This is a genomic window from Luteibacter sp. UNCMF331Sha3.1, from assembly GCF_900109915.1.
In the GTDB taxonomy this organism is placed as follows: Bacteria; Pseudomonadota; Gammaproteobacteria; order Xanthomonadales; family Rhodanobacteraceae; genus Luteibacter.
This window is the reverse complement of record NZ_FOBU01000002.1, coordinates 949012-964001: the sequence shown is the minus strand read 5'-3', so window position 1 is coordinate 964001 and position 14990 is coordinate 949012. Positions and strand designations below refer to the sequence as shown.

The window sequence follows — 14990 nt, the reverse complement described above, 5'->3', positions numbered from 1 at the left end:
CCGAATCGGCGTAGCGAGTGTCGGAAGTAATTGACGAAATTGGCAAAAATGCTGCTTGGCGCGGGTTTCACCGTCGATCTCATGACCCGTTACACTGGTTCGCCCCACTTGTCCAAGAAGGGATGCCACTGCCCATGCGACGTCTAGCCCTCGCCTGCCTGACAGCTCTCACGCTGGCGGCCTGCCAGTCCCACGACGATGACAAGGCGCCCGCGGCCGCATCGACGGCCCCCGCTCGCCCGTCGACCGCGCCACCCCCGCCCCTGCCGGCCGTGGCCAACGAACACCACGATTTCAAACCGGACATCACGGCGGACGACTTCGCCGCGCATCTGCGCGTCATCTCGTCCGACGAATACGACGGCCGCAAGCCAGGCACGCTCGGCGAACGGCTGACGACGAATTACATCATCGAGCAGTTCAAGCGGATGGGCCTCGAGCCCGGCAACAAGGGCGACTGGATCCAGACGGTGCCGGCGGTGTCGACCGCGCTGAACGGCCAGGACACGCTCTCTCTCGACGTCGCCGAAGGGGGCGGCACCGAGAAGTTCGCGTTCGGTAACGACATGGTCGCGGGCACGCTGCAGGCGAAGGCCGATGTGGAACTGAAAGATTCGGAGATCGTCTTCGTCGGCTACGGCGTGGATGCGCCCGAGAGCCAGTGGAACGATTTCGACGGCGTCGACCTCAAGGGCAAGACCGTCGTGATCCTCGTCAACGACCCGGGCTGGAACGGTAGCGACGCGTCGCTGTTCAAGGGTCGCGAGATGACCTACTACGGTCGCTGGACCTACAAGTTCGAAGAGGCCGCGCGCAAGGGTGCGTCGGCGGCGTTCATCGTCCACCAGACCGAACCGGCGGGCTACGCATGGAACGTGGTGCGCAGCGGCTGGACCACGCCGAGACTCGATCTGCCCGAGAGCGAAGATCCGGCTCCGCGCCTTCCCGTCGCGGGCTGGCTGACCCAGGAAGCCGCGCAGCGTCTGTTCGCGAAGGCCGGCAAGAACTTCGACGACCTCGCGAAGCAGGCCGGCACGCGAGGATTCAGGGCTGTGCCGCTCGACGCGAAGGCGTCGATCCACCTGCAGAGCACGATCTCGCACTCGCTCAGCAACAACGTCATCGGCATGGTGAAGGGCTCGTCGGAACCCGACGAGGCCATCGTGTACACCGCGCACTGGGACCACCTCGGCCACGACCCGGCGCTCAAGGGCCACCAGATCTACAACGGTGCCATCGACAACGGCACGGGCATCGCCGCGCTGCTGGAGATCGCCGGCAAGTTCGCGCAGGAGAAACCGAAGCGCTCCGTGATCTTCGCTGCGGTGACGATGGAGGAGTCGGGCCTGCTCGGCTCGAAGTACTACGTCGCGCACCCGCCCTTCCCGCTCAACAAGACCGTGGCGGACATCAACATGGACGCGCTCCCGATCGGCGGCGCCACGCACGACATGGCCGTGACGGGGCTGGGTCAGGGCGATCTCGAAGACCTGTTCGCCGATGTGCTCAAGGCCGACGGCCGCGTGGTATCGGGCGATTCGTCGCCGGAGAAGGGCCACTATTTCCGGTCGGATCACTTCAACTTCGCCAAGGCCGGCGTTCCCGCGCTGGCGGCCGGCGGCGGCATCGACATGGTCGAGGGCGGGAAGGCCGCCGGCATGGCGGACCGCGACGATTACACGAAGAACCGCTATCACCAGCCGACCGACGTGTACGACATGCGCTGGAACTTCGACGGCGTGACGCAGAACGTGAAGGCGTTCTATGCGCTGGGCGAGAAGCTCGCCGACGGCGACACGTGGCCGGTGTGGAAGGATGGCAGCGAGTTCAAGGCCGTGCGCGAGAAGTCGCTCGCGGCGGGTAGCAAGCCGAAGAAGTGATGCTTCGATAAACGGTGGGAGCCAGCCTGCTGGCTCCCACCGGTTGGGTGGATCAGTAGTTCACCTGCAACTGCACGCGCAGCAGCTGCCCGTCGATGCGGCGGTAGGGTGCCGCGCTGACATCGGTGCGGCGCATGTTCGCCCAGGCGACCGCGAGTTCCACCGCGTTCGACGGCTGCCATTCGACGCCCGCTTCGAGCTCGTCGACCTCCATGCGCGGCGCGTTGGTATCGAACTTGGCCGCGCCACGATAGGTCTGCCACTTGGCATACGGCATCAGCGAGCCATAGCCGCCGTCGAACTTGTACATGACCTGCGCATAGCCACCACGCAACGATTTCGTTCGGACGGTGCGCCGCGCGACGTCGAGTTCCGGGCCCTTGCCCACCGTCCATTCCGCCTGGAAACCGAAGGGCTGCGGGTAGTACACGACGTGCGCGGCGACGCGGCGATCTTCCGAGCCGGCTTCCGGTGCATCGACCGACGGCGTGAACGTGCGACCGTCGATGGTCGCCGAGCCCGTGGTCACCTTGTAGCGGCCCGTGTACGCATCGGCACCGACTTCGAGGAACTGACCGTTGGCGAACTTGAACGGGTATGAGAAGTGGACCACCGAGTGGAGCTGGTCGTTACGGTCCGGCCGGTTCGCGCCCTGCCCGTTGTAGACACCGAAGCCGACCACGCCGTAATCGCCCGAGCCCTTCAGGCCCGACTTGGTGAGATAGGCGAAGCGCTCCTTGGCGACCGTCGGCGACCAGTAGGCGAAGACGCCGAGGTCGCGTTCGTCGCGCACGCCCGAGTTGAGCGCGTCGGCACGATCGAGCGCGATGCGGTTCTGGCTCGACTGCAGGTCCTCCCAGCCGTACGGAATCTTCGACTGGCCGGCGCGGATGCGCCAGGTCTTTTCCTTGTCGAGCCAGAGATCGGCGTAGGCGTCGCGCAACTGCGCGAAATGCGTGGTGCTCGAGCCGGACGGCATGCTGGCCAGATCGGGCTGGATATAGATCGACATGTTGTCGGTGACATCGCCACTGATGACGACGCGCGCACGACGGATGCCGAAGCCCTGCTCCCGACCGATGAAACGATCGCCGGGCGACTTCAGGTCCTTCGCGTCTTCGCCGAGTTCGTGGTTGTAGCGCAGCTGCACATAGCCGCGGATGCCGATCTTTTCGTACCACGCCTTCGACTTCATGCTGGCGTTCGCGGGCGTCGCGATGACAGGCGCGCCCTGCGGCGCGACGGCCGTCTGCGGCGCGGCGGCAACGGCGGCGGGCGCGACCTGATCGCTGGCCTGCACGAACCTGCCCAGGCGCTGACGGCCCGGACCCGGCTCCGCGAAGATCTGCCGGGTGGCGGTATCGACATACAACTCGATGGCCGTCTGCGGAACGCCGTCGGCGGCCGCGGTCCCGCACATGGTCCAGAAGGCGGCGGCCGGGAGGAACTTCTTCATCGCTTACGTGCTCCGAATGGATTGAGAAAATACTCAAACGTCGTCGATATGGCGTCTAAATCCGCGAAACGGATCAGGCACCGGCAACGGCGCGCACGTTAGCCCCGCCTCGTGTCACTTCCATGACAATCGCAATCTTTTGCGACAAGACGGGCGTTACTGCGGCGCAACACTTTCGTCATGACTACGTAACGAGGGATAATTCGCCCCAGACGCGCCCTCGCCAGGGGACCGGCTCGACCGCAGTTGGCGAGGCACTCTCCCACCCCAGGACCTCCCAGGCGGAATCAAAACCATGTCTCTCGCAAGCTCGCGCCGCATGCCGCGACGTCTCGTCATTGCCCTGTCCATCGCCACGGCGCTTACCGTTGGCCAGGCCATGGCCCAGGACGCCTCGCCCGAATCGCAAGCGTCCAGTGCTCCGACCAAGACGGCCACCCTGCAAACCATCAACGTGACCGCCGAGAAGCGCACGGAAGACCTGCAGAAGGTGCCCATCTCGATGACCGTGGTGACGGCGGAAAAGCTGGAGGCCTTCGGCCAGGCCGGCGACGGCGTGCTCCAGCTCGCCGGTCGCGCACCCAGCGTGTACGCCGAAACGTCGTACGGCCGCGAGTTCCCGCGCTTCTACATCCGCGGCCTCGGCAACAGCGACTTCGACCTCAACGCGTCGCAGCCGGTCTCGATGGTCTACGACGACATCGTCCAGGAAAACCCGATCCTCAAGGGCTTCCCGCTGTTCGATCTCGAGCAGGTGGAAGTACTGCGCGGCCCGCAGGGCACCCTGTTCGGCCGTAACTCACCGGCCGGCGTGATCAAGTTCGAGTCGCGCAAGCCGACGCAGGAAACCGAGGGATACGCGCGCGTTTCCTACGGCTCCTATGGCACGGCCAACGCCGAAGCCGCGATCGGCGGCAAGCTCGCCTCCAACTGGTCGGGCCGCGTCTCCGCCCTCGCCCAGCACCGCGACGGCTGGATCGACAACGATTACACGGGCAAGAAGGACGACCTCGGCGGTTACAACGACCGCGCGGTTCGCCTGCAGGCCCTCTACAAGGCGTCGGACGATTTCGACGCGCTGATCAACGTCCACGGCCGCTGGCTCGACGGCAGCGCCATGGTCAACCGCGCCAACTCGATCACGCTCGGCGGCGACCAGTTCGTGCCTGGTTTCGACCGCGATTCGGTCTCGCAGGACGGCCGCAACAAGCAGCACCTGTTCACCTGGGGCAGCAACCTGCATCTCAACTGGCACTTCGGCGACCTGAACTTCGCGTCGATCACGGGCCTCGAGCGCGCCACCACGTACAGCCTCGGCGACGTCGACGGCGGCTACGACGCGTCCGAGACGCCGGCGAAGCCGAGCTTCACCAACCGTGTCACGCCGTTCTACTCCGAAACGGCCGACGCGCTGCCGAAGGATCGCCAGATCACGCAGGAATTCCGCCTGTCGAACGACAGCGCCGAGCGCCTCAAGTGGCAGGTGGGTACGTATTACTTCGACGAAGACATCGCGATCACGAACTTCTCGTACAACACGCTGGCCAACCACGTGCTCGACGGCTGGGTCGACCAGAGCCAGCGCACGAAGGCGTGGGCCGTGTTCGGCTCCGCCGACTTCCAGTTCACCGACGAGTTCGACGTGCGCGCAGGCGCACGCTGGTCGCACGACAAGCGCGAGTTCAAGGCGCAGCGCTTCCTCGGCTTCACCGGTCCGGTCGGCCCGCTGACCTCCGACCCGACCGACTCGCGCTGGAGCGGCGACGTCACGGGCACGTGGCAGCTGTCGAAGAACTCGAACGTGTATGCCCGCGTCGCGAACGGCTTCCGCGCACCCAGCGTGCAGGGCCGCATCAACTTCGCCAACAGCATCTCGACGGCCAAGCCCGAAACGATCACGTCGTATGAAATCGGCTACAAGTCGACGTCGGACGACAACAAGCTGCGTTTCAACGCCGACGTCTACAAGTACAACATGCACAACCAGCAGCTCACGGCCGTGGGTGGTGCCACCAACGTCACGCAGCTGATCAACGCGAAGAAGACGGAAGGCTACGGCGCCGAGTTCGACCTCGAGGCCTACCTCACCCCGAACTTCTACATGACCGCCGGCGGCAGCTACAACCACACGGAACTGAAGGACCACAACCTCGCCGTGGCACCCTGCGGCGGCGGCTGCACGGTCCTCGATCCGCTGAACGCCACGGGCAACGCGCTGATCAACGGCAACGTGCTGCCCAACGCGCCGAAGTGGATCGGCACCTGGACCGCGCGTTATGGCATCCCGTACGGCGAGAGCGGCGAATTCTTCGTCTACACCGACTGGAACTACCGCAGCGAAGTGAACTTCTTCCTGTACGACTCGGAAGAGTTCCGCAGCAAGCCGTTCCTCGAAGGCGGCATCCGCGTCGGTTACAACTGGGATTTCGGCAAGCGCGAGGTCGCGTTCTACGGCCGCAACATCACCAACAAGAAGGTGATCACCGGCGGCATCGACTTCAACAACCGTACGGCGTTCGTGAACGATCCGCGCATCATCGGCGTGGAGTTCCGCGCGGAGCTCTAAGCCGCCTCGCAGCGTGACGATGACGGGCCCTTCGGGGCCCGTTTTTTTTGCTTCGTCATACCGGCGTACGTCGGTACATCGGTAAGGACGACTTCAACCTTTACGGCGTCCGGCGCATCTGTACCGTGCCTGCCCACCAGCACACCCCGGCACGGCATAGGCCATAAGTCATATGGAAATAAACGAAATTTCCGTTGACGACTGAAAATCTGGTGCTATAGTTCACTACAACACCGGTCACCCACAGCACCACAGGAGCAGACACCATGAAAAGCCCGAACTTCGTCGCCCTCGCCGCCTCGTTCGCCATCGCCGCCTCGGCCATCGTCGGTTTCAGCAGCACCTCGACCACCGCCGCCCCGCTGACCGAGATCAACGGCAGCAAGGTTACCGACCTTGCCCCGATCGTCGTCTACGCCGACGCCGACACGAACGTCGCCTCCCTGTAACCCGCACCACACGCAGCCCGTCATCGGAGTATTCCCATGAAAGCGCCGAACCTCATCGCCTTGACCGCCTCCTTCCTGATTGCCGGCACGAGCGTGTTCGCCCTGCGCTCCTTCGATGACCGCGCCGCCGCGATGCTCGCCGCGCCGCACTTCGTCAACGGCATCCATGTCGTCGACCTGCCCTCTCTCGAAGTGCGGCCCACCGACGCCGAAGTGCGCGAGGCCATGCTGGCGAGTGAAGACACCCTGGATTCGGCCGCGGCCGCACTGAAGCGCAGCGCCGAAGACCGTGCCGCCGCGCTTCTCGGTGCGCAGCTGGCCATGCCCTACTATTCGTTCGGAAACGCACTGCGCCACACGGCGAAGGATTGAACTACATGTCCATCACCTGGAACGACAGCGTCCCGATTTACCGCCAGCTGCGCGAACGCGTCGTGGCGATGATCCTGGATGGCGCCTTGAACGAAGGCGATCCGCTGCCGTCGGTACGCCAGGTCGCGGGGGATTTTCAGATCAACCCGCTGACCGTCTCGAAGGCGTATCAGGAGCTGGTCGACGAACAACTGGTTGAGAAACGGAGGGGTCTTGGCATGTTCGTTATCGATGGCGCGCGCGACGCGCTGCTGAAGAGTGAAAGGGAGCGCTTCCTGCGCGAAGAGTGGCCGGCGCTGTTCGCCCGCCTCCAGCGCATGGGCCTCGACCTGAAAACCCTGATGCGTGAAGCCAATGGCTCCACGGAGGACCCGTCATGACCGCGGTCGTCACCGCCACCGGCCTCACCAAGCGCTACAAGTCCTCGCTGGCCCTGGACGGCGCCAGCTTCCAGATCGGTCCCGGACGCATCGTCGGCCTGATCGGCCCCAACGGCGCCGGCAAGACGACGGCACTGAAGGCCATTCTCGGACTCACCACGTTCGACGGCCATCTCGACGTCCTCGGCCTGGATCCGCGCAAGGAGCGCGACAAGCTGATGGAGCAGGTCTGCTTCATCGCCGACGTCGCGGTGCTGCCGCGCTGGCTCAAGGTGCGCGACGCGGTCGATTTCGTCGCCAACACCCATCCGCGTTTCGACCGCGCCAAGTGCGACGCCTTCCTGGCTCGCACGAAGCTGCAGCCGGAGCAGAAGGTGAAGCAGCTGTCCAAGGGGATGATCGTGCAGCTGCACCTCGCGCTGGTGATGTCCATCGACGCGAAGCTGCTGATCCTCGACGAACCGACGCTGGGCCTCGACATCCTCTACCGCAAGCAGTTCTACCAGACGCTTCTGGAAGACTACTTCGACGAGGAAAAGACGATCCTCGTCACGACGCACCAGGTGGAGGAGATCGAACACATCCTCACCGACCTGATGTTCATCCGCGACGGGAAGATCGTGCTCGACACCGACATGGACAGCCTGGGCGAGCGGTTCTCCGAGGTGCTCGTGGGTGCCGAACTGGCCTCCGCGGCCCGCGAACTGAAGCCGCTGGACGAGCGCCAGGTGTTCGGCAAGAGCATCTTCCTCTTCGACAACGTCAGCCGTCCGCAGCTGGAGCAACTCGGCGAAGTCAGACGGCCGTCGATCGGCGACCTCTTCGTCGCCACCATGAAGGGCACCTACGCATGAAAACCTTCTACTGGCTGGTCAAGCGCGAATTCTGGGAAACGAAGGGTGGCTTCTTCTGGGCCCCCATCGTCACCGGCATCGTATTCCTCGTACTGAACGGCATGGCCCTGATCGTCGGCGAGGTGTTCGGGCGGCGCGGCGGCGATCACTGGCAGGGATTCCGCATCGGCGGGCAGGGTCTGCACGCGGACCTGGCCCCGGATCAGGTCGCGCAGATCGGCGCCGGCATCGACATCATGTTCTACGCCGTCGCCAGCATCATCCTCTGCGTGACCGCGATCGTGGTGTTCTTCTACGCCCTCGGCTCGCTCTACGACGACCGGCGCGACCGCAGCATCCTGTTCTGGAAGTCGCTGCCGATCTCCGATACGTCGACGGTGCTGTCGAAGCTGGCGAGCGCGCTGTTCGTCGCCCCTGCGATCGCCGTCGTGGTTGGTGTGCTCGTGGCGCTTGGCATGGCCGTGATCATCGCGATCGCCGCCGCCCTGCACGGGGTGGGTCTCTGGGCACTGCTGATGGCGTCGCATCCGATCAGGGTCGTGCTCAACCTGATCCTGCTCATCCCGCTGTACGCCCTCTGGGCCCTGCCGACCGTCGGCTGGCTGATGCTCTGCTCCGCCTGGGCCCGCAGCAAACCGTTCCTCTGGGCCGTCGTCCTGCCGATCGCCGCCGGCGTGCTGGTGTCCTGGTTCGACATGCTCGGCGTTCCCGGCCTGTCGAGCGGCTGGTTCTGGCCCAACGTGGTGCTGCGTCTGTTCGGCGGTCTCATGCCGGGTTCGTGGCTGATGCTGGGTGAACCTTCGTCCCTCGCCGGCCTCGATCACCACGATCCGGCGGCGCTGCTCGACGGTATGAATCTCGCCTTTCACTACAGCACGCTGGCCAATCCGACGCTCTGGATCGGCGTGATAGCGGGGGTGGCGATGGTCGCCGGCGCCATCTGGTTCCGCCGCTGGCGCGACGACAGCTGATCGACTCGACGACGGCTCCTGCGGGAGCCGTCTCCATCTGGGGAGGATGCACGATGGTTCGCTCGACGTTGCTTGGATCGCTTCTGCTGCTTGCCGTTTCCACCACCGGCGCCGCGGCCGCCGGAGGCCCGCCGCTTCGCGGCGCCGCGCTCGACGCGCGCATCGCCCGGCTGATGAAGGAGGCGAAAGTGCCGGGCTTCGCCCTGGCGGTCATCGAGGACGGCAAGGTCACCTCGGTGAAGGCTTACGGCAAGCGCGACGTCGCGAAGGATCTCCCGCTCACCACCGACACCGTGATGTACGCGGCATCCCTGACCAAGGCCGCCTTCGCGTACGCCACGATGTCGCTCGTCGAGAACGGAACCCTCGCGCTCGACGCCAGCATCGCCACCGACCTGCCGAAGCCGCTGCCCGACTACCCGAAGTACGCGGACCTGGCGGGCGACGAACGCTGGCGCAAGCTCACGCCATCGATCCTGCTCAGCCACCGAACGGGCTTTCCCAACTTCCGCTTCTGGCAGCCCGGCAAGGCGTACGACCCGAACGGGAAGCTCTCGTTCTGGTTCGATCCCGGCACGCGCTATGGGTATTCCGGCGAAGGCATCAATCTGCTGCAGTTCGTGCTCGAGAACGGCAAGGGCATCGACGTGGCCGGGCTGATGAAGACGCGACTGTTCGAACCGTTCGGGATGTCGCGCACGAGCATGACCTGGCGCCCCGATTTCGCGGAAAACCTGGCGATCGGATACGACGAGAACGGCAAGGCACTGGGTCACGACCAGCGCGAATCGGTGCGTGCCGCCGGTTCCATGGATACGACGATTTCCGACTTCGCACGCCTCGTGGCGGCGATGTCGCGCGGCGCGGGCCTGAAGGCGGCGACGTATCGCACGTGGCTCACCCCGGTGACGCGCATCCGTTCGCTACGTCAGTTCCCGACCATCGGCCTGCCGGACACGACCGATAACGACGCGATCTCGCTAGGCTCCGCGCTGGGCGTCGTGACGTTCACGTCGCCGCAGGGGCCGGCGTTCTTCAAGGGTGGCCACGACGACGGCACGAACAACCTGTTCGTCTGCCTCGAGAAGACGAAAACGTGCCTGCTCATGATGAGCAACAGCTCGAACGGCGAATCCATCTTTCCTTACGTGATCGACGACGTCCTGGGGAGGACGTGCTTCCCGGTCTACTGGAACGGGTACGTCCGGTACGATCGGCCGGAAGACAAGGACGCAGCGGTGCCTGACCGCCATCCGGCGTGCGGGAAGTAACGGGGCGGCTCCGTCGCCCTGTAGTGCGGTAAGGCCGCGGATACCGGCGTGCGCCGGTATGACGGTGTCGTCACCCCGGCGTACGCCGGGGTCTACGGCCTCGGTCTGTGGCAGGCGACGGCTCTCAGCCGCCGCCACCACCGCCGTGGATGCCGCCCTTCGTCAGCGCGGCGGGATCCAGCAGCTTCGCCAGCTCGGCCTTCGACAGCCCGGTGGTTTCCAGCGCCACCTCCATGATGGGGCGCTTTTCCTTGTAGGCCTGCTTTGCCGTAGCCGCACCCTTCTCGTAGCCGATCACCGGATTCAGCGCGGTGACGAGGATCGGGTTCTTGTCCAGCGCCTCGCGGATGTGGTCCTCGTTGACCCGGAACCCGGCGATGGCCTTGTCCGCGAGCAGCGTCACCACGTTCGCGAGGATCTCGATCGACTGCAGCAGGTTGAACGCGATCACGGGCAGCATGACGTTGAGCTGGAAATTGCCCGACTGCCCCGCGATGGCGATCGTCGCGTCGTTGCCGATGACCTGCGCGGCCACCATCGCGGCCGCTTCCGGAATCACCGGATTGACCTTGCCCGGCATGATCGACGAGCCCGGCTGCAGCGCGGGCAGCTCGATCTCGCCCAGGCCGGCGAGCGGGCCCGAGTTCATCCAGCGCAGGTCGTTGGCGATCTTCATCACCGCCACGGCGAGCGTGCGCAACTGGCCCGACAGCTCCACCGGCGCGTCCTGCGCGGCCATGCCGGCGAAGTAGTTTTCCGCCGACTCGAACTTCACGCCCGTGAGCTTCGTCAGCTCCGTGGCCACCGCGGGTCCGAACTTCGGATCGGCGTTGATGCCCGTGCCGACGGCGCTGCCGCCCTGAGGCAGGCGGCGCGTGCGCTTTAGCGTGTCGCCGATGCGCTCGACGGCGTCGCCGATCTGCGCCGACCAGCCCGAGAGCTCCTGACCGAAGGTGATGGGCATCGCGTCCATCAGGTGCGTGCGGCCTGTCTTGACGACCTTGCGCAGTTCCTTGCCGCGCGCATCGATGGTCTTGCGCAGATGTCTGAGCGCAGGCAGCAGCTTCTCGCTCGTCGCCAGCGTGGCGCTGACGAGGATCGCCGTGGGGATCACGTCGTTCGAACTCTGGCCCGCATTGACGTGGTCGTTGGGATGCACGGACCGGCCGGCGGCGGCCGCGAGGTGGGCGATGACCTCGTTGGCGTTCATGTTGGAGCTGGTGCCCGAACCGGTCTGGAAGACATCGATCGGGAAATGCTCGTCGACCTCGCCGGCCGCCACTTTCGCGGCGGCGTCGCGGATGGCCTTGGCCGATGCCTTGTCGAGGTGCCCGAGCTTCACGTTCGCCTCGGCGGCAGCGGACTTCACCAGACCCAGCGCGCGGATGAACTCGCGCGGCATGGCCAGCCCCGACACCGGGAAGTTGTCCACGGCCCGCTGCGTCTGCGCCCCGTAGAGGGCCTTCGCGGGTACCTTCAACTCGCCCATGCTGTCGCGTTCGGTGCGGAACTTCGTCATGCGGAGAACTCCGGGGTGGGGGTATGGCGCCTACAGTAAGGCCGAAGGCCACGCTTTTATAGGAGCCGCACTGGTGGGAGCCCGGTATAATCGCCGATTGACCGCCCCCGCCCCAGGAACGACCCATGTCCCACGCCACGCTGACCGCCCTCTCGCCGCTGGACGGCCGCTACGCCGCCAAGGCCGGCCCGCTGCGTCCGATCTTCAGCGAATTCGGCCTCATGCATCGTCGCGTGCACGTGGAGATCCACTGGCTGCTGGCCCTTGGCGCCGATCCGGGCATCGTCGAACTGCCGGCCTTCTCGTCCGACGCGGTGACCCGCCTGCTGGCCATCGCCAACGACTTCTCGCCCGAGGACGGCGAGCGCATCAAGGCGATCGAAGCCACGACCAACCACGACGTCAAGGCGGTCGAATACTTCATCAAGGAGAAGATCGGCAACGATCCCTCCCTGACCCAGGCGAAGGAATTCGTCCACTTCGCCTGCACCAGCGAAGACATCAACAACCTCGCCTATTCCCTGATGCTGCGTGACGCGCGCGAATCCGTGCTGCTGCCGGCCATCGATCAGGTGATCGGTACGCTGCGTACGCTCGCGCACGAGCACGCCGGCCTGTCGCTGCTGTCGCGCACCCATGGACAGACGGCGTCGCCGAGCACCATGGGCAAGGAGCTGGCCAACGTCGTCGCGCGCCTCGAGCGCCAGCGTCGCCAGCTCGTCGCCATCGAGATTCCGGGCAAGATCAACGGCGCGGTGGGCAATTACAACGCGCACGTCATCGCCTATCCCGCCATCGACTGGCCGGCGCTCGCCGCCAGCTTCGTGGACGGCCTCGGCCTCACGTTCAACGCGTACACCACGCAGATCGAACCGCACGACGGCATCGCCGAGTTCGCCGACGTGCTCCGCCGCATCAACATCATCCTGATCGACCTCGCGCGCGACATCTGGGGCTACATCTCGCTGGGCTATTTCCGTCAGGCGCTCAAGGCGGGCGAAGTCGGCTCGTCGACCATGCCGCACAAGGTCAACCCGATCGATTTCGAGAACGCCGAAGGCAACTTCGGCCTCGCCAACGCCCTGCTCGGCCACTTCGCCGAAAAGCTCCCCATCAGCCGCTGGCAGCGCGACCTCACCGACTCCACCGTGCTGCGTGCGCTCGGCACCGCGTTCGGCCATTCGCTGGTCGCGCTCGAATCCCTGATGAAGGGCCTCGGCAAGCTCAACGTCAACGCCGACCGCATCGCCGCCGACCTCGACGCCAGCTGGGAAGTGCTCGCCGAGGCCGTGCAGACGGTGATGCGCCGCTTCGGCCTGCCGGAGCCGTACGAGCAGCTCAAGGCGCTGACCCGCGGCCAGGGCATCACGAAGGATTCCATGCGCACGTTCATCGACGGCCTCGATCTCCCGGCCGACGCCAAGAAGGCCCTCGCCGAGCTGACGCCGGCCTCGTACATTGGCCTCGCCGACACGCTCGCGAAGGCGATCTGATCCATGGCCATCCAAAAGCCCACCCGCAAGCCCCTGCCCCTCGAAGTCCGTGGTTCGGCGTCGCAGCCGCTCGGCATGAGCGCCACGCAGTTCCTGCGCGACTACTGGCAGAAGCGTCCACTGCTCATCCGTAACGCGTTTCCCGGTTTCGAAGCGCCGATCGAGCCGAACGATCTCGCGGGTCTCGCCTGCGAGGAAGGCGTGCTGGCGCGCCTGATCGTGCACGACGAGAAGCGCGACCGCTGGACCGTGAAGAACGGCCCCTTCGACGAGGCCGAGTTCGGCAAGACCCCGAAGCGCGACTGGACGCTGCTGGTGCAGGACGTCGACAAGTGGGATGCCGACGTCGCCGCGCTGCTCGACGCCTTCGCCTTCCTGCCGACCTGGCGCGTCGACGACATCATGATTTCCTATGCCGAGGACGGTGGCGGCGTGGGTGCGCACGTCGACCAGTACGACGTCTTCCTGCTGCAGGGCCTCGGCGAGCGCCATTGGGCGATCAGCGACGATCCGGAAGCGCCCCTCGAATTCCGCAACGACATCGAGCTGAAGCAGCTGAAGACCTTCGAGCCCACGCACGAATGGCTGCTCGAGCCCGGCGACATGCTCTACCTGCCGCCCGGCGTGCCGCACGACGGTGTGGCGATCGGCAACTGCATGACGATCTCGATCGGCATGCGTGCCCCCTCGCAGGCGGAGCTGACCGGCGACCTCGCCGACTTCCTCGCCGAGCGGATGCCGGAAGAACTGCGTTACACGGATGCCGACCTCACGCCCGCGAAGCGCGCTGGCGAGATCGACGCCGCGGCGCTGAACCGCCTGCGCCAGTCGCTGCCGTTCGCGGCCGCGCTCGATCGCGACCTCCTCGCGGACTGGTTCGGCCGTTTCATTACCCGCTACCGCAACGCGCAGGTCGCGGCCGCGCCGCCAAAGGCGACCACCGAAGCCGCCTTCGACAAGGCCCTCGACGCCGGCGCGACGCTGGTGCGCCATCCGTTCGCGCGGATGGCATGGGTGAAGGGCAAGAAGGACGCCACGCTGTTCGTCAGCGGCCATGCCTATCCCTGCCCGGCCGACCTCGCCGAGCGCCTGGCCGGTGAGCGCGAGCTGACCTTCGACCGCGCGCCTGGCAAGGCGGACAAGGCCCTGCTGCTGGCTCTCGTCAACGACGGCCAGCTCGGCGTGCGCAAGGGCCGCCGTCGGTGACCGCGGCGGGCATGCCGTTGGTGGCGGAGGACAAGGCGAGCCTGGAGGCCGCCCACCTCCGGCTGCTGGCGGGCGCCCGCTACCGCGTCGCCTTCTACCTGCCCACCATGGAGCCCGGCGTGCTCGACAGCGAAGCCTGTCTGGCCGAGCTGCGCCGGGTCGCGACGAGCGGTCGTCAGGCGCAGGTGCGCATCGTCACGCACGACGCGGAACGCGCGCATCGCGAGGGGCATCGCCTCGTCGCCCTCGCCCAGCGCCTGCCCACGGCGGTCGCCATCCGGGTGCCCACGGAGGAAAGCCATCTCCGTTACGGTTCGGCCTTCGCCATCGATCTTGCCGGTGGCTTTCTGTTCAGGCCCATCGCCGGTCGCTACGAGGCCCGGGGAGACCTCGACGCCCCCGGTGAGACCTCTCGCCTGGCGGCATATTTCGACGAAGTGTGGGAGCGGGCCGAGCCCGCGTGGCAGATAAGACCACTCGGTATCTGACGACCGCGCGACATGCGCCGATGGGTTGGCGCGGTGCGGCGCCACGGGGCTATAATTAACGGATTCTTATGCCGCAGGCAGTCCC

General features: G+C 65.9%; 13 protein-coding genes. 11 read left to right on the top strand and 2 right to left on the bottom strand.

Annotation, left to right across the window (positions count from 1 at the left end):
* Nucleotides 1–134: 134 nt before the first annotated feature.
* On the top strand, nt 135–1880 hold the full coding sequence (locus BMX32_RS12805) for a M28 family metallopeptidase (RefSeq protein WP_089979363.1): 1746 nt from the start codon (nt 135–137) through the stop codon (nt 1878–1880).
* A gap of 52 nt (nt 1881–1932) precedes the next feature.
* On the opposite strand, the gene BMX32_RS12800 is transcribed toward BMX32_RS12805, so the two are convergent.
* On the bottom strand, nt 1933–3300 hold the full coding sequence (locus BMX32_RS12800) for a porin (protein ID WP_089980314.1): 1368 nt from the start codon (nt 3298–3300) through the stop codon (nt 1933–1935).
* Between the two features lie 331 nt (nt 3301–3631).
* Here BMX32_RS12800 and BMX32_RS12795 point away from each other — a divergent pair, with 331 nt between their 5' ends.
* From BMX32_RS12795 to BMX32_RS12765, 7 genes are all read left to right on the top strand, one after another.
* Complete coding sequence (locus BMX32_RS12795; protein ID WP_089979361.1) at nt 3632–5902, top strand: TonB-dependent receptor; 2271 nt, start codon at nt 3632–3634, stop codon at nt 5900–5902.
* 266 nt (nt 5903–6168) lie between these two features.
* Nucleotides 6169–6351 (top strand): hypothetical protein, encoded by a 183-nt coding sequence (locus tag BMX32_RS12790; protein ID WP_029213373.1) that lies wholly within the window; start codon nt 6169–6171, stop codon nt 6349–6351.
* A 36-nt stretch (nt 6352–6387) separates the two neighbouring features.
* On the top strand, nt 6388–6723 hold the full coding sequence (locus BMX32_RS12785; RefSeq protein ID WP_029213372.1) for a protein-tyrosine phosphatase family protein: 336 nt from the start codon (nt 6388–6390) through the stop codon (nt 6721–6723).
* A 5-nt stretch (nt 6724–6728) separates the two neighbouring features.
* Nucleotides 6729–7103 (top strand): GntR family transcriptional regulator, encoded by a 375-nt coding sequence (locus BMX32_RS12780; RefSeq protein WP_029213371.1) that lies wholly within the window; start codon nt 6729–6731, stop codon nt 7101–7103.
* The gene (locus BMX32_RS12775) at nt 7100–7957 is read left to right on the top strand and encodes an ABC transporter ATP-binding protein (RefSeq protein ID WP_029213370.1); all 858 of its coding nucleotides are present in this window, start codon (nt 7100–7102) and stop codon (nt 7955–7957) included. The genes BMX32_RS12780 and BMX32_RS12775 overlap by 4 nt, the downstream gene beginning before the upstream one ends.
* Nucleotides 7954–8928, top strand: a complete 975-nt coding sequence (locus BMX32_RS12770) for a hypothetical protein (RefSeq protein WP_029213369.1) — start codon at nt 7954–7956, stop codon at nt 8926–8928. Before BMX32_RS12775 ends, BMX32_RS12770 begins: the two co-directional genes overlap by 4 nt.
* 53 nt (nt 8929–8981) lie before the next feature.
* On the top strand, nt 8982–10199 hold the full coding sequence (locus BMX32_RS12765) for a serine hydrolase domain-containing protein (protein WP_089979360.1): 1218 nt from the start codon (nt 8982–8984) through the stop codon (nt 10197–10199).
* Nucleotides 10200–10323: 124 nt separating this feature from the next.
* Here the strand turns inward: BMX32_RS12765 and BMX32_RS12760 are convergent, their stop codons facing one another.
* Complete coding sequence (locus BMX32_RS12760; protein WP_089979358.1) at nt 10324–11718, bottom strand: class II fumarate hydratase; 1395 nt, start codon at nt 11716–11718, stop codon at nt 10324–10326.
* A gap of 125 nt (nt 11719–11843) precedes the next feature.
* On the opposite strand from BMX32_RS12760, the gene purB reads away from it, so the two are divergent.
* From purB to BMX32_RS12745, 3 genes are read left to right on the top strand one after another with little or no spacing between them, the layout of a single operon-like run.
* The gene (gene purB / locus BMX32_RS12755) at nt 11844–13211 is read left to right on the top strand and encodes an adenylosuccinate lyase (protein ID WP_029213367.1); all 1368 of its coding nucleotides are present in this window, start codon (nt 11844–11846) and stop codon (nt 13209–13211) included.
* A 3-nt stretch (nt 13212–13214) separates the two neighbouring features.
* A complete protein-coding gene (locus BMX32_RS12750; RefSeq protein ID WP_089979356.1) occupies nt 13215–14417 on the top strand; it encodes a cupin domain-containing protein in 1203 nt (400 codons plus the stop codon).
* 11 nt (nt 14418–14428) lie between these two features.
* The gene (locus BMX32_RS12745; RefSeq protein WP_139206723.1) at nt 14429–14905 is read left to right on the top strand and encodes a DUF7931 domain-containing protein; all 477 of its coding nucleotides are present in this window, start codon (nt 14429–14431) and stop codon (nt 14903–14905) included.
* The last annotated feature ends 85 nt before the right edge of the window (nt 14906–14990 follow it).

What these genes read in the sequence shown, in the direction of transcription:
- BMX32_RS12760 (WP_089979358.1), bottom strand. Translation starts at nt 11,718, where the DNA reads ATGACGAAGTTCCGCACCGAACGCGACAGCATGGGCGAGTTGAAGGTA.
- BMX32_RS12805 (WP_089979363.1), top strand. Translation starts at nt 135, where the DNA reads ATGCGACGTCTAGCCCTCGCCTGCCTGACAGCTCTCACGCTGGCGGCC.
- BMX32_RS12785 (WP_029213372.1), top strand. Translation starts at nt 6,388, where the DNA reads ATGAAAGCGCCGAACCTCATCGCCTTGACCGCCTCCTTCCTGATTGCC.
- purB (WP_029213367.1), top strand. Translation starts at nt 11,844, where the DNA reads ATGTCCCACGCCACGCTGACCGCCCTCTCGCCGCTGGACGGCCGCTAC.
- BMX32_RS12750 (WP_089979356.1), top strand. Translation starts at nt 13,215, where the DNA reads ATGGCCATCCAAAAGCCCACCCGCAAGCCCCTGCCCCTCGAAGTCCGT.
- BMX32_RS12745 (WP_139206723.1), top strand. Translation starts at nt 14,429, where the DNA reads ATGCCGTTGGTGGCGGAGGACAAGGCGAGCCTGGAGGCCGCCCACCTC.
- BMX32_RS12790 (WP_029213373.1), top strand. Translation starts at nt 6,169, where the DNA reads ATGAAAAGCCCGAACTTCGTCGCCCTCGCCGCCTCGTTCGCCATCGCC.
- BMX32_RS12780 (WP_029213371.1), top strand. Translation starts at nt 6,729, where the DNA reads ATGTCCATCACCTGGAACGACAGCGTCCCGATTTACCGCCAGCTGCGC.
- BMX32_RS12765 (WP_089979360.1), top strand. Translation starts at nt 8,982, where the DNA reads ATGGTTCGCTCGACGTTGCTTGGATCGCTTCTGCTGCTTGCCGTTTCC.
- BMX32_RS12800 (WP_089980314.1), bottom strand. Translation starts at nt 3,300, where the DNA reads ATGTGCGGGACCGCGGCCGCCGACGGCGTTCCGCAGACGGCCATCGAG.
- BMX32_RS12795 (WP_089979361.1), top strand. Translation starts at nt 3,632, where the DNA reads ATGTCTCTCGCAAGCTCGCGCCGCATGCCGCGACGTCTCGTCATTGCC.
- BMX32_RS12770 (WP_029213369.1), top strand. Translation starts at nt 7,954, where the DNA reads ATGAAAACCTTCTACTGGCTGGTCAAGCGCGAATTCTGGGAAACGAAG.
- BMX32_RS12775 (WP_029213370.1), top strand. Translation starts at nt 7,100, where the DNA reads ATGACCGCGGTCGTCACCGCCACCGGCCTCACCAAGCGCTACAAGTCC.